Consider the following 19,788-nt stretch of genomic DNA (forward strand, 5'->3'; position numbering starts at 1 on the left):
CCCGCGCGGACAGGCCCTGATTACGTTGATTGACAGAGTTATCGGCGCGGCAGGGAAGAACTTTATGAGGAGAGGTAACTATTTTGTGCAGAGTTTGGGTTTGTCCGGTTTTCGAATCAGGGCGCGGCATGCCGCGCCCCTACGGGTAGCGGATCAGGCGCTTTTCGCTACGCTGTCGACCAGTGACATCTCTTCGCTGCTCAGCAGCTTTTCGATATCGACCAGGATCAGCATGCGTTCGCCCAACGAGCCCAGCCCGGTGAGGTATTCGGTGGCCAGCGTCACGGCAAACTCCGGCGCCGGGCGGATCTGTTCGGTGGTCAGCGACAGCACGTCAGACACGCCGTCAACCACGATACCCACCACACGCTGACCAAAGTTCAACACGATCACCACGGTGTTTTCATCGTAGGACACGTCCTGCTGGGCGAACTTCACCCGCAAATCGATAATCGGCACAATCACGCCGCGCAGGTTGGTGACGCCCTTGATAAAGGCCGGAGTATTGGCAATGCGCGTAACCTGATCGTAACCGCGGATCTCCTGCACCTTGAGGATATCAATGCCGTATTCCTCGTTACCCAAGGTAAAAATCAGGAACTCCTGCCCTACCGTTTCGCCAGCCAGTTTGCTGACGGTTGCCAGTCCTGCCATGTCATTCACCCTTTAAATCAATAGATTAATTATTATGCAGCCGCGTCCGTCTGACGCTGCTCGCGGTTCAGGGTTTGCAGCGCCGAGACATCGACAATCAGCGCCACGCTGCCGTCACCGAGAATGGTGGCGGCGGAAATGCCCGGCACCTTGCGATAGTTGCTTTCCAGATTCTTCACCACCACCTGATGCTGGCCGATCAGTTGATCCACCAACAGCGCATAGCGGCGGCCGGCGCTTTGCAGGATCACCACAATGCCCTGGGTGGCGTCGGTTTTGGCCCCCGCCACGTCGAACACCCGGAACAGCTCCACCAGCGGCAAATATTCCCCGCGCACCTGCAACACCCGCTCGCCACCGGCCAACGGATGCAGATCTTCAGCCTGCGGCTGCAGCGATTCCATTACCGCGTTGAGCGGCAGGATAAACACTTCATTGTTCACCTTGACCGACATGCCATCGAGGATCGCCAGCGTTAACGGCAGCAAGATCCGGATAGAGGTCCCCTTGCCCGCCTGGGAATGGATTTCGACGTGCCCACCCATTTCCTGAATATTTCGCTTCACCACGTCCATGCCGACGCCACGGCCGGAAACATCGGTCACCTGCTCGGCGGTAGAAAAGCCCGGCGCGAAAATCAGCATGCCGACGTCTTCGTCGCTCATGCTGTCGCTGACCGCCAGCCCTTGTGAAGCCGCTTTGGCGAGAATTTTCTCGCGGTTCAGGCCGGCGCCGTCGTCGGTGACTTCGATACAGATATTGCCGCCCTGATGCTCTGCCGACAGGATCAGGTTCCCCACCTCCGACTTGCCCGCGGCGAGGCGCGTGGCCGGATCTTCAATGCCGTGATCCAGGCTGTTGCGCACCAGGTGCGTCAGAGGATCGATAATGCGTTCAATCAGGCTCTTATCCAGTTCGGTAGAACTGCCCTGCAGCTGCAATTCCACCTGCTTGTTCAGCTTGCCGGCCAGATCGCGCACCAGACGAGGGAAGCGGCTGAATACGTATTCCATCGGCATCATACGGATCGACATCACCGACTCTTGCAGGTCGCGTGCGTTGCGTTCCAACTGGCTCATGCTGTTGAGCAGATCGCCGTGATTCACCGGATCCAGACTGCCGGAGCGCTGCGCCAGCATCGACTGGGTGATCACCAACTCCCCGACCAGGTTGATCAATTGGTCCACTTTTTCTACCGCGACGCGGATGCTGGTGGATTCGCTGGCCTTGGCGCGCGGTTTGGGCGTTTCCGCCACCGTCGGCGCCGGTTTGGCGGCCACGGGCGCAACGGCAACGGGAGCGACCGGCTCGATCGCTACCGGCGGCAGCTCAGCCTGAGGCGGCGTGGTGAAACTGATTTGCTCCGGCTCCAGTACAAAACACAGCACCGCGCTGATGTCATCTTCGCTGGCGGAGGTCAGCAGCGTCACTTCCAGGCTGTTTTCGGTCTGATGCGGGTTTTTCACCTCACCCAGGTTGCCCAACTCTTCCAGCATCAACGGAACTTCGTTCGGCTTCAGACCACACAGACAAACCCGCATGCCGCCTTCGATGGCCGCCGGTGCTGCGACGGCGTGTTGCGCGACGGCAGGTGCTGCGGGGGCATCTTGCTGCTGTGCGTCCAACGCAAGCTGCCGCAACGCCTGACAGATGTATTCAAAGCTGTCGACGTCAGGCTTTTGCGAAGTTTTATAAGCGTCCAGTTGCTCCTGCATAATGTCTTTGGTTTCCAGAAACAGGTTTATAATCTCGGTGCTCAGGCTCATTTCCTGACGCCGCGCACCGTCCAACAGGTTCTCCAGCAGGTGGGTGGTTTCCTGCAGCACCGAAAAGCCAAAGGTCGCCGCACCGCCCTTGATCGAGTGCGCTGCGCGAAAAATGGCGTTCAGCGGCTCAATGTCCGGAGCCAGCGGATCCAGCTCCAGCAGGTGTTGCTCCATGTCGGCCAGCAACTCGTCTGCTTCATCAAAAAAGGTCTGATAAAACGCACTAATATCCATGCTCACGGGGTCACCTCTGCTGTGAGTCGCTGTTAGTCGGTGCAGGGACAGCCGCCGGCTGCTCCGGTACAATGAGGGTGGCCGGAGCCGTCGCCGACGGGGCCAACGGTTTTAAATCGACCGGCTGAGCAATCTCCATCGCGTTGCTTTCGCCATTTTCATGTTCAATGCCCTGCTGGGTTTGTTTGTTGAGCACCAGTACGGTAATGCGACGGTTGATGGCATCGTCGGCGCCGTGTTGTTTCAGGCTCATGGTGGCGGCCATGCCGACCACCCGCAGGACCTTCCCTTCCGACAGCCCGCCGGCAATCAGCTCGCGCCGCGACGCGTTGGCGCGATCGGCCGAAAGCTCCCAGTTGCTGTAACCGCGCTCGCCGGTGGCGTAGGGAATATCGTCGGTGTGGCCGGACAGGCTGATTTTGTTCGGCAGGTCATTGAGGATCGGCGCAATCGCCCGCAGGATGTCGCGCATATAGCTTTCTACCTGCGCGCTGCCGGTTTTGAACATCGGACGGTTTTGACTGTCGATGATCTGAATGCGCAAGCCTTCATCCATCATGTTGATCAACAGATGCGGCCGCAGCGCTTTCAGGCGCGGATCGGACTCAATCAGTTCGTCCAGTTTTTCCCGCAGCTTGTTCAGCCGCAGTTCTTCGTCACGCTTCTCGAGCGTATCAATCTGCTTTTTCACCAACCCGTCTTGCTGGGTAGGATCGTCGCCGCCGCCGGGGATCGGGCTACTTTCAGAGCTGCTCTTGTCGCCGGAAGTCAGCGCCACCTTCAGCGGCGTGCGGAAGTATTCGGCGATTTGCGTCAGTTCCTGCGGGCTGGCAATCGCCAGCAGCCACATCACCAGGAAGAAAGCCATCATTGCCGTCATAAAATCGGCATAGGCAATCTTCCAGGAACCCCCATGATGGCTGGCGTGATGCGACTTGCGTTTTCTGACCAAAACAACCGGGTGATTCTGTTTCATGCCTGTTCTTCTTCCGTCGCCTGCTGTGCCGGCGCCTTCACGCGACGCACATGTTCTTCCAGCTCAACGAAGGAGGGACGTTCGGTGGTATACAGCGTTTTACGGCCGAATTCGACCGCAATCTGCGGCGCGTAGCCATTCAAACTGGACAGCAAAGTGACCTTGATGCACTGCATCATTTTGACGTTTTCGGCACTCTTTTGTCGCAACAGGGTCGCCAGCGGTGAGATAAAGCCGTAAGCCAGCAAAATACCCAGGAAGGTGCCGACCATCGCGTTGGCGATCAACGCCCCCAGCTCGGCTGCCGGGCGGTCGGCCGAGGCCAGCGCATGCACCACCCCCATCACCGCCGCAACAATGCCGAAGGCCGGCAACGAGTCACCGACCATCGCCAGGCTGCCTGCCGGCACCTCGCTTTCCTGTTCAAAGGTTTCGATCTCTTCGTCCATCAAGGCTTCGATCTCAAAGGCATTCATGTTGCCGCTCACCATCAGCCGTAAGTAATCGGTAATAAACTCCACCAGGGTGTTATCGGCAAGAATGCGGGGATAATTAGAGAAAATTTCACTTTCCTGCGGATTATCAATATCGAACTCGAGGGAAAGCATGCCTTGTTGACGGGATTTGGCCAGCAGCCGGAACAGCAGCGCCATCAGATCCATGTAGAGATCTTTGCTGTATTTCGAACGACGCATCAGCTTGGGAATGGCGCGCAGGGTGGATTTTATCGCCTTACCGTTGTTGCCCACGATAAAAGCGCCGATACCCGCGCCGCCGATAATCAGAAATTCTGCCGGCTGATAAAGCGCGCCCAGATGGCCCCCCACAATCAGGTAGCCCCCAAAGACCGCACCCAATACCACGAGATAACCCAAAATAACTAACACACGCATTCCTTAAATTAACAATGTGGATGGAAGGTGGGCTAAGCGCGCATATGAGCCGCACAGGCACAACAGGCTGAGCTGCGCCTTTGGGTTCGGCACGCCGAACCCTGCATTTCACCAATCGGTTTAAATCTGGATAAACCGGCGCTGCCGCCGGCTCAAATTGCGCGTTTAACCTGCTCGTCCAGCAGTTGAGGAATAATATCGGCCAGTTGCGGCGAAAGTTTACGTCTTTTTACTGCGCGGGATGGGGGTTGGCATAAACTGCAAACAAAATTGTTCAACGGTTGGTGCGCGTGGGTGATAAAAGTGCCGCCGCAGCAGTTGCAGGCAGAAAGCTGCAGCATGCCGCTATCGACGAAGCGCACCAGCGTCCAGGCTCGCGTCAGCGCCAGCAACGGCGGCTCACCCGGCTGGTGCGGGCACTGTTCCAGATACAGACGGTAGGCTTTAATCACTGCTTCAACGCCCGTGCAGTGCCCGCTTTTCATCAGGAAACTGTAGGCGTTGTAGAACATCGATGAATGGATGTTCTGTTCCCAGGTCATAAACCAGTCCGTCGAGAACGGCAACATCCCTTTCGGCGGTGGACTGCCGCGTAACTCCTTATAGAGCTTGATCAAACGCCCACGGCTGAGCTGCGTTTCGCTTTCCAACATCTGCAAACGCGCACCCAGTGTAATCAGCTCCATGGCCAGCTGAATATCCTTGGCTTCCTGAACAATACTTTTCTCTGCCATCATCAAGCTCTTTTCTTCGTCGCACTGCCGTCTTTCGCCGACAGTTCTTGCAGTAAATGGCTTGAGAGCAAAATACCGGTATGGATTTGCTGCAGATCGTCCACGCGAGACTCTTTTGTCAGACGCTCGATGGTTTGGTGATCGTTAAAGCGGAAGTGGCAGACCAGCTGGTTGGTTTCAGCCAATTTGACCATTTGCGGTAACGTGAGCTGAGAAAGTGCATCGGCCATGGTTTCGTCGATACCCAAACGGAACATTGCCGAGGCTTTTTCATCATTAATCAGACGCTGTGCTAAAAGTAAATATGACAAATTGATGTCATAAATATGCTTAAGTAATTCAGACGTACCCATATTCCCCATCCCGACAGACTATGTTTAAAAACATACGCTGGGTGATAATTTTTATCGCCCGTGACCTGGGTTTGTTCCCTAAGTTGGCAATGAAGCCCTGAATAACGACCGTTATAAATTTTTCAACATCACTAAATTCGGACCATCATTCAGTATTTGATACGTGCGCAAACCAACGTGTATGGATGTACAGCATTTTGCTCCAGCGGTGTTTAATCACCGTGAAACTATTTTTACAAAATTAATAAGATTATTCCTAATGCAGCGCAACTCTACCCCTGAACCATTAGCACACACAATGTAAGTGAGAGGCAATTTTAAATACAATGTGATCTATATCACAAAAATAAAAAATAATTAAGCCAAATAGCCCGTCACCAGTATGGTTTTTAACCGCATTTTCGCTCACAAAACAGACATAAGTAAAAAAACGTCTTAAAAACAATGTATATAAGCCAAAAAAATATCTTTTTTAGATCAATTCGAACAAAAGCATCACCAAACTAAAATAACAGAACAAAAATCTGCTCGTAGCCGATAAAGACAGTATAAATAACCGTTTAATAAACAATAAACTATCCGCATTGAAATATAACGCATGTAAACTATAAGGTTATTAGGTTTCGGATTTGACTTAAGCTTGCGGGAATCTCCTGTTTTATTTTTCGACGAATGTTCCAATTCGATTAACAACGGCTCGGTTACGTTGTAAACAAGAAAACAGAGGTAACGATTTGTTTCCTGACAAATGGAATGAAAGTCGCAAGCTTCGGGTGGTTTTTTAGGCGGGATAATGGCAAAACGTTTTATCGGCAGTATTAATTAAAACTTTAATAGTTTTTCAGCGCCACGAAAAAAATTAGATCTTGGCTGATGTTTATGCGCCGAGAATAAGTGCTGTTAGTTTCAGTAGCACTAATAAAGTAAAACGCAGTTTCGTTTTATTTTTCTCTGAGGGGCGACTATCTCATGCGGTGTGGAAAATACCGCGTCGCGGGCCGTTCGATTAATCCTGCCGACTCGGACAGGCAACCTGCTGCCGGAGCAGGGGCGCAATCGGGATAAAAAACGTCCAACCTCAGCTATAAACCGCCCTACTGGCCCCTAAAAAAAACCGGAATTCAACGCCAGGCGCATTGGCAAGCGGTTCTGCCCCCCAGCACCTTGCTCCCCAACCTGAGGCTTTCCCTATTTTGTGTACAGATCAGCAAGATGCCATTGCCGACGGCGCATGGGCATATTATTATTCTCAGAGCAGGGAAACTTGCGCGCAGACAATTATTACGTATCGCAATTTATTTATTTGAAATTAATTTTTCAGGTCGCACATCACGCTTTTGCTGCTGTCACGATGACAGAGTGATGTTTTTTCGTTCGGCTACAACTCTTAACAGGCTATATTTTAATCATGACCGATACCCTGGATTACCTGATGACTTTCCGTAAATGCACCAGCTTGGACAGCGTGGAGAAAGTGTACGACAAGCTTAACTACTCCATCGATAATGACATTGAAATCAGCAACATGTATCGCGCCGCCGATCATCGTCGCGCTGAGCTGGTTGCAGGAAAACTCTTCGATTTGGGCAAGGTGCCGAAAACGCTGTGGGCACAGGTGCTATAATTTGCATTCATTGCGCGCGCAGGTAATTTATCTTTTATTGCTAAATAACGGCCATCTGTCGCGGATTTATTGGCGCGCGTGATACAAAACACATTTATTCACTTCACCAGGCTCTACCCTTTGCCCTATCAACAGGAAACAGGAGTGGAAGATGGGATATCAAAACGTTTTGGTTACCGTCGCCGTGGCGGCAGACAGCCACCGCCTGGTTGAAAAAGCCGTCTCCATCGTACGTCCTTATAACGGCAAAATTACCCTGCTAAGCACCATCGCCAATCCGGAAATGTTCAATAACTTTGCGGGCCCCATGCTGGGCGACCTGCGTGCGCTGATGGAAGAAGAAACGCTGCTGTTTCTGGAAGAACTTCGCCTGCAGGCGGATTACCCGATTGCCGACACGCTGATCGTCCACGGCGAACTGGCCGATAGCCTGAACTATGCCAGCCAACGGCAACCTTTTGATCTGGTGGTTTGCGGTAATCACAGCGACGGCATGATGAACAAAATCTCCTGCTCTGCCGCGCGCTTTATCAATACCAGCCGTATCGACGTGCTGATCATCCCACTGTAACGCTGAGCACATTAGGCCATTCGCTCTTTTCGATGATTGACTAGACTTAGACTCTCTGTCCGCATAAGGAATGCCTGATGTCTCAGTCTACACAACAAAACCGCCGTTTTCTGTTGGCTTCTCGCCCGCACGGCGAACCTGTCGCAGACAACTTCCGTCTGGAAACCGTCGCTACGCCGCAGCCCGCCGCCGGCCAGGTGTTATTGCGCACCGTCTACCTGTCGCTCGATCCTTACATGCGAGGCCGCATGAGCGACGCGCCCTCTTATGCCCCGCCAGTGCAAATTGGCGAAACCATGGTGGGCGGCACGGTCTCACGGGTCGTGACATCACAGCACCCCGATTTCAAACCCGGCGACTGGGTATTAGGCTACGACGGCTGGCAGGATTATGCCCTGTCTGACGGAAGCGGCTTACGTAACCTCGGCCCTCATCAGGCGCATCCTTCTCGTCTGCTTGGCGTCCTGGGCATGCCGGGCTTCACCGCTTATATGGGGCTGCTGGAGATCGGCCAGCCGAAACCCGGTGAAACCCTGGTGGTCGCCGCCGCCAGCGGTGCCGTCGGTTCGGTCGTCGGTCAGGTCGCCAAACTGAAAGGCTGTCGGGTAGTCGGCGTGGCTGGCGGTAAAGAGAAATGCCGCTATGTGGTGGAAGAGCTGGGCTTCGATGCCTGTGTCGATCACCGAGCCCCAGACTTCGCTGAGCAACTGGCCGCCGCCTGCCCGCAAGGCATCGATATTTATTATGAAAACGTCGGCGGTGCGGTGTTTGATGCAGTGATCCCGCTGCTGAATACCCAGGCACGTATTCCAGTCTGCGGGATTATCGCCCACTATAATGCCACCGACCTGCCTGCCGGGCCGGACCGCTTGCCGATGCTGCAGGGCTTGATCTTACGCAAGCGCATCCGTATGCAAGGCTTCATCATTTTCGATGACTTCGCGGAAGGCTTTGATAAATTCCTGCAGCAAATGAGCGAATGGGTCGATCAGGGGAAAATCAAATTCCGTGAAGACCTGGTCGACGGACTGGAAAATGCACCGCAGGCATTCATTGGTCTGTTGCAGGGCAAGAACTTCGGCAAATTGGTGATCCGCGTCGCCGACGAGTAATCCCCACTGGGTGCGGTGATGTACTGCCGCGCTCTGCTATGCCCTCAATGCAACGCACCGCCACTGAGTGATAAATCCTCATCGACCGTCAGAGTGGTATGCACAACACTGCGAACGGCCTCAATCATTGCGGCTAACGCCAGGCTGGGTTTTCCCGGATGATTGACCGCCAGCTCATGACTGTAAGGGATGTGGATAAACCCACCTTTGATCGCCAAATTTTGGCTGGCGATATGATGGCTCAGCCCGTAGAAAAGCTGGTTGCAATTATAAGTGCCTGCCGTGTGCGACACCGCCGCCGGAATGCCTGCCTGGTGTAAATGATGCACGATCGCCTTCACCGGCAGCGTGGAAAAATAGCCCACCGGTCCCCCTTCCACCACCGGGATGTCTATCGGTTGTTTTCCGGCGTTATCGGGAATGCGAGCGTCAATCAGATTGATGGCAACCCGTTCAACGGAAATTTCGCCGCGCCCGCCGGCCAGCCCCAGGCAGATCACGGCTTTGGGCCGCAGCTCTTCGATGGCGGCAATCAGCTGCTGGTTGGACAACCCCAGCACGCAGGCCAATTGACGCACCACCACTTCTGCGCCGGCGATCCGCTCTCCCGCCAGCGCCTGCGCTACCTGCCAAGAAGGGTTAACCTTATCCCCGTCAAACGGCTCAATGCCGGTCACCAATACCCTTTCCATCATCACACCTCAGGTTGTTATTGAATCCGCGTGCTCTCAGCCTAAACAACGCGCTATGATTCTGGAAATGGATTATCTGTATATAGAGTATTCATAAAATGAATTTATCCAGCGTCGATCTCAATCTTCTGGTGGTGTTTGAAGCGTTATACCAAACGCGTAACGTCACCGCTGCCGGCGGACGTCTGAACCGTGCCCAACCGTCGGTCAGCAATGCGCTGTCGCGCTTGCGGCTGTTGTTTGACGATCCGCTGTTTACCCGCAGCGGCGGCGGCATGTTGCCAACCGCGCGTGCTCACCAACTGATGCTGCAAATCCACCCGGTACTGGAACAAATCCACCAGACGCTGACGCCGCCGACGCGCTTCGATCCCGCGACGGCCAGCCAGCGCCGCTTCAGGCTAGCCGCCGGCGACTACGCCGATATCACGCTACTGCCTGCCATTATCAGCCGACTGCGGCAGGATGCGCCGGGCATCGATATCCGGGTTTCCCGGCTCGATCGCCGCAATGTGGTGCAACAGCTTGAGAGTGGCGAGATAGATGTGGCGTTGGGCGGGCATATCGAGGCGGTGAAGGGCATGCTGGTGCAGCCGTTGTTTACCGAAAGCTTTACCTGTATCGCCAGCCGGCATCATCCGCGGTTAGCTGCCGAAAGTTGGGGCTTGGCGCAATACGTCGGCCTGCCCCATGCCCTTTACGCCCCCTCGGACGACGGCTCCGCCCGCGGGATTATCGATCGTCGACTGGCGGAACTGGGGCTGGAGCGACGGGTGGCCGCAACATTTTCGCATATCGTGGCGCTGCCTGCGGTAGTCGCCGGCAGCGATCTGATAGCAACCCTGGCACACAGCGTCGCCAGCCAGTTTGCCGATCCGGCGAAGGTGCGCTTTCTGCCGCTACCGGCAGAACTGGCGGTGAGCACGTTTTCTATCGATCTGGTTGCTGGTCGCCAGGCCCGGCGCGATCCGGCGCTGACCTGGCTGTGCGACACCCTTACCCAACTGAACTGGGGGAAGAGTGAATGAGAAGCGCCCTTCCTGCTACGATTAAGGCCCTAAGCTAGGCGCCGATTTCGGTGCGCACATCCAACAGTTCAGGGAAGAAAGTCAGCTCCAGCGCCTTTTTCAGGAAGCTGACGCCGCTCGAACCGCCGGTGCCCGTTTTAAAGCCGATAATCCGCTCTACCGTTTTCATATGCCGGAAACGCCACAGGTGGAAACTTTCCTCTATATCCACCAGCTTTTCGGCCATTTCATAGGCTTCCCAATACTTTTGTGGATGGTCATAGATCTCTTTAAAGGCCGGCAGCAGGTTTGGATTACGTTGGTAAGGTTGCGTCCAGTCACGTTCGATACACTCCTGCGGGATCGGCAGACCGTGGCGGGACAGGTAAAGCAGGTATTCATCGTACAGGCTGGGCGCTTCAAGAATGGCCTTCAGCGCCGCGTGTTTTTCCGCATCGTTGCTGAACACCGCCAGCATGGCCGCATTCTTGTTGCCGAGCAAAAACTCAATCGAGCGATATTGATGGGACTGGAAGCCCGACGAACTGCCCAGCACGTCGCGAAACTCGACGTACTCCGACGGCGTCAGGGTTTCCAGCACCGCCCATTGCTCGAACAGCAGCCGCTGGATCTGTTTGACCCGCGCCAGGATCTTGAAGCAATGACTGAGCTTATCTTGTTGCACCAGCATCCGCGCCGCCTGCAGTTCATGCAGCATCAACTTCATCCACAGCTCCGACGTCTGGTGCTGCACCACAAACAGCATTTCATCATGGTGTTGCGGGTTGGACAGCGGGTGCTGGCAGTCCAGCAGTTGATCCAGGCACAGATAGTCGCCATAGCTCATGCGTTTGGAAAAATCGGTGACAATCGCGCTTTCTAATTCCCGTTTGTTCATCTGTTATCTCCGCTGCGCCCACGACCGGAAGCGGTGTGTAGCGTGCTGCAAACAGAAAACAATAGTTCATATCGCCCCAACCCGAAGGACTATAAACGAGAGTTGCCTCGCAGATTTCAGGGTTGGTCATGTCAGGTTGATTCCCTCCTTATGTCTGCCTGGATTGAAAATCCCCGCAGTGATTATCCGCGGGGATGGGATCCGCGACTCCTGAGCATCAACATTGCTCTGCCGATCCCCGAACCGCTGAAAATCAAGGCTCTCTGTAATCTCGTCGCCGAACCATAAAGGATCGTTCGAAGGTGATCACCGTTTCGCCCGTGGATTTGATACCCCGCGTTTCCACCGTAATGATGCCGTTGTTCGGTTGGGATTTTGACGGCCGTTTAGCCAGGATCTTACTGATGGCGTAAAGCGTATCACCGACAAAAAGCGGCTCTTTCAGGCGCACCGTTTCCCAGCCCAGATTGGCCACCGCCCTGGCAGACAATGCCTGCACGGTCATCCCGCTGACCAACGCCAGCGTGATGCTGCTGTTGACCAAAACGCGGCCATATTCCGCTTGGGCGCCATAGGCCTTGTCGAAATGCAAAGGGTGCTGATTCATCGTCAACAGGGTGAGCCAGGTGTTGTCGGCTTCGGAAAGCGTGCGCCCCGGCCAGTGTTTGATCGTCATGCCGGTTTCGAAGTCTTCATAGTCCCCGCCGTGCTCTTCCTGATACTCATTTTCGCCGACTTTTCTTAACATGGTTTTTTCTCCCTGAATGGGTATAGCGCCACCGCGGCAGCGGTGTCTTCGATGGCCAGCCCCACGCTGCGAAATACCGTGGTCTGCCCCGCCGTTGCAGCGGACTCACCCAACACGAGAGCGCCCAGCTCATTCAGTCCTTCAGGCTGAATGTATCCTTCCGCCATAGCGCTTCGAATCTCCCCCGCATCCTCCCTGGCAGCCGCGCCGGTTTCCACCACGACAAAGGCGGTTTTCAATAACGCGGGGTCGACCTCAATGGCGTCCTCGTGGGTGCCGCCGATAATGTTCAGGTGGGCCCCTGGCGCTACCCAATCGGCATACACCAAAGGTTCACGGGCACGGGTTGAGGTGGTGGTGCAGATAAGATCCGCCCCCTGCACGGCCTCGAATGCGCTACTGCAAACGCTGACCGGCGCGGTGGTCAGCGTACGAGCCCAGTGCGCAAACTCTTGCGTTCTGAGCGCCGAACGGGAAAAAATGCGCACCCTGCGGATCTGCCGCACCGCCAGCATCGCCAGCAGCGTGGCCCGTGCCTGAACCCCTGCCCCGAGGATAGCAAGATCGCCAGCCTGCTCCGGAGCACACAGCTGGGTCGCCAGTCCGGCCACCGCACCGGTTCGCAACGCGGTCAGACTAGCGCCATCGAACAAGGCCAGCATCTGGCCCGTATCGATGTCGGTGAGCAGCACCACCCCATGGATCAATGGCAACCCTCTCTCAGCATTGCCGGGCGTGAGCGTAGTGATTTTAACGCTGGCGACACCGCGTCTGTTCCAGGCCGCCGGGCTGATCAACGTCTCTGAAGGACCATGCTGGAGTAAGGTCCGCGTCGGTGATTGTTCATCACCGCGACGTAAATCCCCGAACGCCTCACTCAGCATCGCCATGACCTGCCGCAGTCGGATCTCTCCGGACATTTCAGCTGCATTGATGATTTGCATCGTCACAGGGCGATCCTCTTCAACTGCGCGGCCACTTCTACGATAAGGTCTTCTTGCCCGGCCACGGCCTGACGTTTTCCCAATTCGAAGAAGACGTCACGCGGATCGACCCCCGCAGAGGCCGAATGGCTTAACACCGGATTTTTAAAGCCGGAAAAAACGCCGGCCAGGCCACTGACAATGCCCACGGAGTCGATCATCGGTGGAGTGACCATCAGTTCTCGGGCGGCGAGCTCGGCGGCGTCGAGAAAATGATAAAGGTCGATGCCGGTGTTGAACCCCAAACGTTCCAGTACCGGTACCAGAACTTCAAGTTGGGTGTTCCCTGCCCCAGCCCCGAATCCGCGGGCACAGCCATCAATCACGCTAGCGCCGGCCTGAGCGGCGGCAACCGAGTTGGCCACCGCCATGCCCAAATTATTGTGGGCGTGGAAAATAAGCGGCACATCCACCTGCCGCCGCATCGCGGTGATGCGTTCGGTCACATCCTGCGGCAACAGGTTGCCGGCAGAATCCATGATGCCGACGGCCTGCGCACCGTACTCCACCAGCAGTTGAGCCTGATCGGCTAACTGTTGGGGAGTGGCCATATGGCTCATCATCAGTACCGCATGCGCTTCTGCCCCGTGATCACGCAGCCATCCCAGATGACGTTCGGCCAGGGTTGCCTCAGTGCAATGGGTACCGATGCGCACCACATCCGCACCGCAGGATAACGCCTTCGACAGATCGACGATGGTTCCCCAACCGGGCAGCATAAACACGCCCATCTTGCTGTTTTGCAAACACTCGCGCACGGTGTTCAGCATGGTTTCATCACTCAACGCCGCGCGCCCGACCTGATACGAGGAGGCGCCAAGCCCGTTGCCATGGCCAACCTCGACAATCGCCACTCCCGTTTTATCTACCGCCGTCGCGTAGTCTCGTAACTGAGCCACCGTGAGCTGATGCTTCACGGCGTGTTGACCATCACGCAGGGTTGAGTCGTTAATCAGAATGGCCATTAGCCCCCTCCGTTTTATTTCGATAGCTCGCATACTGTTCGGCAACCAGGATGGCGGCAGAATTAATCAGATCCAGATTCCCGGCGTATTCAGGCATCACCTTGCTGCTGGCAACCACCTCCAGCGAGATCGAAACGCGTCCTTCGCTGACGTTAAGAGCGGTAAGCGAATAGCCCGCCGAGAATCCCCGCACCGCCTCAACGGCCTCAGCAAGCACCGGAGTGATCTGTTCCTTTGTGACCCCTGGAATACCGGCGAAAATGGTGACCCTGAACATGGCGGGTGGCGCGGCCGGGCTGATGTTGAGGATCGCCTTGGTGTTGGCTACGCCGGTAAAAGCGCTGAGCGCCCGCTGCGTGGTGTCCACATATTCGTCGATGTTGATCCGGGTGGCCCGCCCCAGAATATTGCTGGCGACGGTCGCCACCACCTCGATATCGTTGATGCGAAAATGTCGGCTCAGGGCATGCAAAATGGGTATCGACGCCTGTCCACCGCAGCTGATCAGGCTGACATTGCGCTCGGTCAGCGCATCGGTTCCCGTCACCGTAGGCACGATCATTTTGCCCAGGTGGCTGGGGGTTAAGTCGATCAGTAAGGTGCCCAGCGGGCGCAGCAGCGCCCAATGCCTGACATGCGACATCGCGTTGGTGGCGTCGAAAACCACATCAAAAGGCGTTGGCGACGCCAACACAGCGTCAATGCCACCGGCGCTGGTCGGGCAACCCAAGCGGGCTGCGACCTCAAGACCGGCGGAGTCCTTGTTGCGCCCCGCCAGCAACCCGCAATGCAGCAGCGGGGAACGCTGGATCTTATTGACCAGATCCATGCCGATGGCGCCGGTTCCAATGACAGCGACGGAGAGCGTCATGAGTTACCTCTACTGAAACGAGCGGCCCAGGCCTTGCCTGATTGCAGGGTATTGCGCGCCATGCGGGCAAAAGGCGGCCCCACCATGTGCCCGTCCAACAAGGCAATTCCCCCTTGCGCCGCTTTCACAGCATCGGTAATGCGGCTTGCCGCCAAGAGTGCGCTCTCGCAGGGCCGTAACGTCGAGTTGATCAGTTCGAGCTCGCTGGGATGAACGGTGGCTTTGCCATGGAAGCCCAGATCTTTGACGCACTGAATTTCATTGGCCAACACGTCGGGTTCGGAAAGCCGATAGTTGGCGGTATCGATACAGCCAATACCATGTCTGGCACTCGCCAACACCATCGCCTGACGAGCGGCCAGCATCCCGGACCAGGTGATTGGCACCCCTAAAGTGGCCGCCAAATCTGCAGAGCCGAAAATCAGCCCATCCGCCACCGCCGCGACATTATCCAGATCGGTAATGGCCTCGACGGTCTCTATCGTCAGGTAAATTTCTGGGAACCTTCCGGCTGAGGCGAAGGTTTCACGCAGGAAAACCACCTCAGCAGGGGTTCGAACCATGGACATCACGATAAAACTGGGCGTGGTTTGACCGGAACACAGCATCACCAGATCATGCAAAGCGTCAATCGTGCCCAGCGCGTTGATTCGCACGGCAATATTGGCAGAGGGCGGTGCATTATCGAGAGCCGTACGGCAGATGTTTCTGGCCTCCGCCTTGGCCGGGCCAGGTACGGAGTCCTCCAGATCCATCAAATGTACATCGGCGTCATAAGACAGAGCCTTGACCACACGGTTTAGTGACAAGGCCGGCGTGTACAGAATGCTGCGGGGAACAGCCCGGGCGATATCCGTCATTGCGGCCCCCTGACAGCAGAGATCACCTGGCACAGGCCTCGGATCTGCTCTTGCGTTTGTCCGGCTCGCATCATGACTCGCAGGCCGGCGGTGCCTTTGGCGACGATAGGGAAAAACACCGGCGAGACATAGAAGCCAGCCTCGATCACCTGGCGCCCCGCCTCGATCACCCGGTCATCGCTCATCGGCACCAGGCGGATCGGATAGGTATTGCCGCTTTGCTCCGTCGGGATCAGGGAATCGAACAGCGCGATGTTGTCGTACAGTTTCTTTTGTAACCGGGGCAATTCATCCGTGCGGTGAATTTCCGCCGACGCCAGGCTGGCGCCGATGGCCGCCGTATTCAGGTTTTGCGAGTAGTTGAGCCCGCCGCCAAAGCGTTCGACCAGGCGCAGCATCTGCTGCGAATAACCGTTGAGCAATATCGCCGCCCCGCTGGTGCCGAAAGCTTTGTTGAGCGTGACCACCATAATGGTGTTTTCATCCAACGCCGGACTATGGGAACGAACATAGCCAACACCGCGTTCGCCATAAGCGGAGATCGAATGCGAATCGTCGTAAAACACCATCAGGCCGTATTTGTCCTGCAGTTCAGCCAGGGCTTTGACCGGAGCATAGCCCCCCAGGCTATCGCTGCCGTCGACCACGTAACAGACCCGTTGATATTGCTTGCAGCAGTCTTCAATGAAATTCAAATCATGATAATTGCAGGTGACGACTTCGGTTTCATCGGCACAGGCGGGTTTGGCAGCCGCCAGCGACACGTGGGCGTGCTTATCGAAAATCATCAAAGGCCGCACACCGTTGCCTAAATGGCCCGAAGCGATAAGAGGAAGCAAGCCGCCGCTGACGCTGCTCGCTGACACGCCGCTGAGTACATCAGCCTGGAACAGCTCACCCAGCGACGCTTCCAACTCCTTCATGGCAGGGAGCTGGACCCGGCTGCGGGCAATGCAGTGATCCAACACGCCGTAGCGGCGCACCGCGTCGATAGCACCTTCGACCACCTTGCTGTGGGAGTCCAGGTTCAGGTACGAGCAGCAGCTGAAATTGACAAACTGATGGCCACTTTGGGTAGACAACAGGTCGTTATCGAGCCCGGCAACGATACCCGCAAGGCCGTTTTGCTCTGACATATCCCAGAAAGGATTGCCTATGCCGATGGCCTTATCGTTGTTGCGGAATTTGTTCGTGGGAATGATCTGCTTACGGCTGCTCATCAAGTGCCTTCCTCTTGGTGGGTTCTGGTTGATAGTTGTAGATGCCTTTAAACTTGCGGTAAGCCGCCGTGTAGAGCGCGGAGTAGAAAACATAAGGGCGACGCAGGATTTTCAGATCCCACAGCCAAAAATTAACGTTGATATTCAGGTCGTCTAAAGATTCGGCCTGGTGCCACCACCCCAGCGGCAAATACAGCATTTCACCGGGTTCTAAAATAAAGTCGCGGCGCTGCGGGATTTTTGCCGCCAAGCGGGGAAAACGCTGCGGGTCGATATTGTCAAAATCAAAGGCCTGCGATTTATCGCCGAAACCCTGCAGGATAGATCGCGGATAGTAATCTCTGCGGCCCGGAGGAAAAAGAATGAACCGTTTTCTGCCCTGCAAAGAAATATTAAAGTTTTCCAGCTCATCGAAATGGCTTTGGGTAAATACTCCATGGTAGCTGACCCATAAATTGGCGGCGTTCAACCCACGACGGGAGGCAAGCAGGGAAAAAGCATCAAAGCCAAGGATATTATTGACGTCCTCGGGGCGGTGCATAATATTGGACACCACGCGATACCAGGTATTGTTGTCGCTTTGGTACTCTTTATTTTCCAAAAAACCACGCAGCTGAATTTTCATGGTTTGCCAGCGTTCGGTATTTTCTTTATTACTGGCCTCTCGGAACAAGGTGACATTGTCATCGCCCAAGCGTTGTGAAATCAGGTCACTCGCCCCTATGCTGGTATCAATGGGTAAATCGGTAATAATGACCGGGACGTCGGCTCGGAAAATAGCTTCAACACCAAAGGCGACGAACTCTTTAAAGGTCATGCGCGGAACGGGAACCCCCGTCGTTAACTGTTTCACGATTGCCGTTTTCCTGTTTCGAAAATAATAATGTGAGGCCCCGATATTCTGGGGCGTAGTTTTTATTTATTGCTGAGTAATTTCTGGCTAAACAGGCTGGATAATAAAGCGAGTGTTCCGGCGGCCATGGCTACCCAGGCCACCTGACCCGCTCCGCTTTGATCAGAAAGCTGTCCACCCACCGAGACGCCCAGTGAAAAGCCCAGCCAGCCGGCGCTGGACAACCAGGAGAAGCCTTCGGATAAACACCCTTTCGGCGTCAAGGACTCCAGCAGGTTGCTGCAGGTGATCAATAACGGCGCCACCGACAGCCCGGCGACGAAAGCGGAAATGCCCATGACAACGGGAACGCTGGTGAAAATCAGCGGGAGCGTGCCGGCACACAGGGTGGCGGAGGTGATCAGCAGCAGGCGGGGTTGCGATAAGGTCCAGTTCATAGCGCCGTAGCAGGTGCCGCCCACCAGGCTGCCCGCGGCGCAAATGGATAACAGCACGCCGGCGAGGGTTGGATTGCCTACTTCTTTGGCGTAGGCGATCATCATGACGTCGATTGAGCCAAGAAACAGGCCTACCGCCGCATAGGAGATCATTAACGCCCGTACCCAGACCATGCTGATTGCCCGACGATCGCTTTCTGCGCTCTTGTGCACAATAACCGGCTCAGAACGCCGATGTAACACCAGGGCCAGAGAACCACTGAAGGTGAGCACGGCGCATAACGCCAGCCCCGCTGCGGGGTGCCATGCCGTGGCCAAAACAATGGCGATTAACGGCCCTAATAAGAAAATGATCTCATCAAGCACGGTTTCTAACGCGTACGCGGTTCGTAGCGCTTCATCGGTCACCATGGAGGCCCAGCGAGTACGAATAAATCCATCCACCGGCACCGACGAACAACCGGTAGCAATGGCCGCGGCCATAATTGCCCATAAGTGCATATTCAGCAGCACCAAGCCAATTAACGAAAGGATCGCAATGACGTGGCAGCAGCAGGTAATAATAAGCACCTTTCGCTGACTGAATTTATCGGCAAATCGGCCTAATACCGGGCTGGCTATCGCCTGCGTAATCATTAATGTTCCCGCCACGGTTCCGGCAATCCATAACGAGTCCATAGTGGCGGAAATCAACATTATGCAACTGATGGACCGCATCGCCACCGGGAACCTGACCAGCAGGCCAAACAATGAAAGCGTCGCATGTCCGGGATCAGACAATAATCGGGTATAAGAACCAAAACTGAACTTGGACTCAACGGCCTCTGTTTCCATAAGGTGCTCTCAATAGATATTCGCTAAAAGAACGAATGAATATATCAATCGAATATACCCACTCATTTATTTGATCGGGCATACTCAATGAATAAATAACTTAACTATTTATTTATGCGCAACAATAAAACGAAGATAACGCACTCAGGCATTAATCCCTCCCGAATGGAATTCAGGCCATAGAATATTGTTCGCGTTGAAATCATCTTGGTTAATAATTATTAATTCGCCATCTTAAAAAGTCCCCGAAATTTATCATAAACAATTTTAATGCATGGGCATTAAGAATTAGCAACGCTAATCATTATTTACAAGAGCGTTTTTGCATCACATTGATGCGTTATTGCATTCACATTTAATTACAGCGAGTTAAGTGTTAATTATGGTGAAAATAATAATTTTCAGTCTGCGAATGACGCCCTTTGAACCAAACTCTCAGGGCCCTCTGGCGCTATAGCGGCGCAGAGAACAGAAACTGTGCCGTAATCGTCATTTTTACTCCC

At 55.0% G+C, this 19,788-nt stretch carries 20 protein-coding genes; 4 read left to right on the forward strand and 16 right to left on the reverse strand.

The annotated features are described in order from the left end of the window. Positions 1 to 153: 153 nt before the first annotated feature. From cheW to flhD, 6 genes are all read right to left on the reverse strand, one after another. Positions 154 to 654, reverse strand: a complete 501-nt coding sequence (gene cheW, locus M2407_RS08960; protein ID WP_020827537.1) for a chemotaxis protein CheW — start codon at positions 652 to 654, stop codon at positions 154 to 156. Positions 655 to 686: 32 nt separating this feature from the next. Continuing rightward, positions 687 to 2,660: a chemotaxis protein CheA gene (gene cheA, locus M2407_RS08965; protein ID WP_115058580.1), complete on the reverse strand. Its 1,974-nt coding sequence runs from the start codon at positions 2,658 to 2,660 to the stop codon at positions 687 to 689. 4 nt (positions 2,661 to 2,664) lie between these two features. Next, positions 2,665 to 3,630, reverse strand: a complete 966-nt coding sequence (gene motB, locus M2407_RS08970) for a flagellar motor protein MotB (protein ID WP_046373236.1) — start codon at positions 3,628 to 3,630, stop codon at positions 2,665 to 2,667. After that, a complete protein-coding gene (gene motA, locus M2407_RS08975) occupies positions 3,627 to 4,517 on the reverse strand; it encodes a flagellar motor stator protein MotA (protein ID WP_020827540.1) in 891 nt (296 codons plus the stop codon). Before motA ends, motB begins: the two co-directional genes overlap by 4 nt. Positions 4,518 to 4,675: 158 nt before the next feature. Then, on the reverse strand, positions 4,676 to 5,260 hold the full coding sequence (gene flhC / locus M2407_RS08980; protein WP_020827541.1) for a flagellar transcriptional regulator FlhC: 585 nt from the start codon (positions 5,258 to 5,260) through the stop codon (positions 4,676 to 4,678). Beyond that, positions 5,260 to 5,610 carry a flagellar transcriptional regulator FlhD gene (flhD, locus tag M2407_RS08985; RefSeq protein WP_122079707.1) on the reverse strand — a complete coding sequence of 117 codons (351 nt, stop codon included), beginning with the start codon at positions 5,608 to 5,610 and terminating at the stop codon, positions 5,260 to 5,262. Before flhD ends, flhC begins: the two co-directional genes overlap by 1 nt. A 1,408-nt stretch (positions 5,611 to 7,018) precedes the next feature. Here flhD and ydgT point away from each other — a divergent pair. The 3 genes from ydgT (at position 7,019) to M2407_RS09000 (ending at position 8,917) form a co-directional block, all read left to right on the forward strand. Next, on the forward strand, positions 7,019 to 7,234 hold the full coding sequence (gene ydgT / locus M2407_RS08990) for a transcription modulator YdgT (RefSeq protein ID WP_012145712.1): 216 nt from the start codon (positions 7,019 to 7,021) through the stop codon (positions 7,232 to 7,234). Positions 7,235 to 7,385: 151 nt separating this feature from the next. Then, the gene (gene uspC, locus M2407_RS08995; protein ID WP_122079708.1) at positions 7,386 to 7,805 is read left to right on the forward strand and encodes a universal stress protein UspC; all 420 of its coding nucleotides are present in this window, start codon (positions 7,386 to 7,388) and stop codon (positions 7,803 to 7,805) included. 77 nt (positions 7,806 to 7,882) lie between these two features. After that, the gene (locus M2407_RS09000) at positions 7,883 to 8,917 is read left to right on the forward strand and encodes an NADP-dependent oxidoreductase (protein WP_128865374.1); all 1,035 of its coding nucleotides are present in this window, start codon (positions 7,883 to 7,885) and stop codon (positions 8,915 to 8,917) included. Positions 8,918 to 8,961: 44 nt separating this feature from the next. Here the strand turns inward: M2407_RS09000 and pcp are convergent, their stop codons facing one another. Then, entirely contained in the window at positions 8,962 to 9,609 is a 648-nt protein-coding gene (gene pcp, locus M2407_RS09005; protein WP_116691135.1) for a pyroglutamyl-peptidase I, read from the reverse strand. 98 nt (positions 9,610 to 9,707) lie between these two features. On the opposite strand from pcp, the gene M2407_RS09010 reads away from it, so the two are divergent. Then, positions 9,708 to 10,637 (forward strand): LysR family transcriptional regulator, encoded by a 930-nt coding sequence (locus tag M2407_RS09010; protein WP_259217698.1) that lies wholly within the window; start codon positions 9,708 to 9,710, stop codon positions 10,635 to 10,637. Between the two features lie 34 nt (positions 10,638 to 10,671). Here M2407_RS09010 and kynA read toward each other — a convergent pair whose 3' ends face one another. The 9 genes from kynA to M2407_RS09055 form a co-directional block, all read right to left on the reverse strand. Then, a complete protein-coding gene (kynA, locus tag M2407_RS09015; protein WP_020827548.1) occupies positions 10,672 to 11,514 on the reverse strand; it encodes a tryptophan 2,3-dioxygenase in 843 nt (280 codons plus the stop codon). Between the two features lie 253 nt (positions 11,515 to 11,767). Further along, positions 11,768 to 12,262 carry a MaoC family dehydratase gene (locus M2407_RS09020; RefSeq protein ID WP_020827549.1) on the reverse strand — a complete coding sequence of 165 codons (495 nt, stop codon included), beginning with the start codon at positions 12,260 to 12,262 and terminating at the stop codon, positions 11,768 to 11,770. Beyond that, a complete protein-coding gene (locus M2407_RS09025; protein ID WP_142816396.1) occupies positions 12,256 to 13,206 on the reverse strand; it encodes an ornithine cyclodeaminase family protein in 951 nt (316 codons plus the stop codon). Before M2407_RS09025 ends, M2407_RS09020 begins: the two co-directional genes overlap by 7 nt. Before the next feature lie 2 nt (positions 13,207 to 13,208). Further along, complete coding sequence (gene dmpG / locus M2407_RS09030; protein ID WP_048760305.1) at positions 13,209 to 14,210, reverse strand: 4-hydroxy-2-oxovalerate aldolase; 1,002 nt, start codon at positions 14,208 to 14,210, stop codon at positions 13,209 to 13,211. Further along, on the reverse strand, positions 14,194 to 15,081 hold the full coding sequence (locus tag M2407_RS09035) for an acetaldehyde dehydrogenase (acetylating) (RefSeq protein ID WP_122079713.1): 888 nt from the start codon (positions 15,079 to 15,081) through the stop codon (positions 14,194 to 14,196). The genes dmpG and M2407_RS09035 overlap by 17 nt, the downstream gene beginning before the upstream one ends. Next, positions 15,078 to 15,941, reverse strand: coding sequence for a CoA ester lyase (locus M2407_RS09040; protein ID WP_122079714.1), 864 nt, complete (start codon positions 15,939 to 15,941; stop codon positions 15,078 to 15,080). Before M2407_RS09040 ends, M2407_RS09035 begins: the two co-directional genes overlap by 4 nt. After that, a complete protein-coding gene (locus M2407_RS09045) occupies positions 15,938 to 17,161 on the reverse strand; it encodes an aminotransferase class I/II-fold pyridoxal phosphate-dependent enzyme (protein WP_020827554.1) in 1,224 nt (407 codons plus the stop codon). Before M2407_RS09045 ends, M2407_RS09040 begins: the two co-directional genes overlap by 4 nt. Further along, the gene (locus tag M2407_RS09050) at positions 17,148 to 18,014 is read right to left on the reverse strand and encodes a cupin-like domain-containing protein (RefSeq protein WP_197022773.1); all 867 of its coding nucleotides are present in this window, start codon (positions 18,012 to 18,014) and stop codon (positions 17,148 to 17,150) included. The genes M2407_RS09045 and M2407_RS09050 overlap by 14 nt, the downstream gene beginning before the upstream one ends. A gap of 62 nt (positions 18,015 to 18,076) precedes the next feature. Next, entirely contained in the window at positions 18,077 to 19,285 is a 1,209-nt protein-coding gene (locus M2407_RS09055) for an MFS transporter (protein ID WP_128865371.1), read from the reverse strand. Between the last annotated feature and the right edge of the window lie 503 nt (positions 19,286 to 19,788).

Origin of the sequence: Serratia sp. BIGb0234, assembly GCF_024809915.1 — a bacterium.
In the GTDB taxonomy this organism is placed as follows: Bacteria; Pseudomonadota; Gammaproteobacteria; order Enterobacterales; family Enterobacteriaceae; genus Serratia; species Serratia liquefaciens.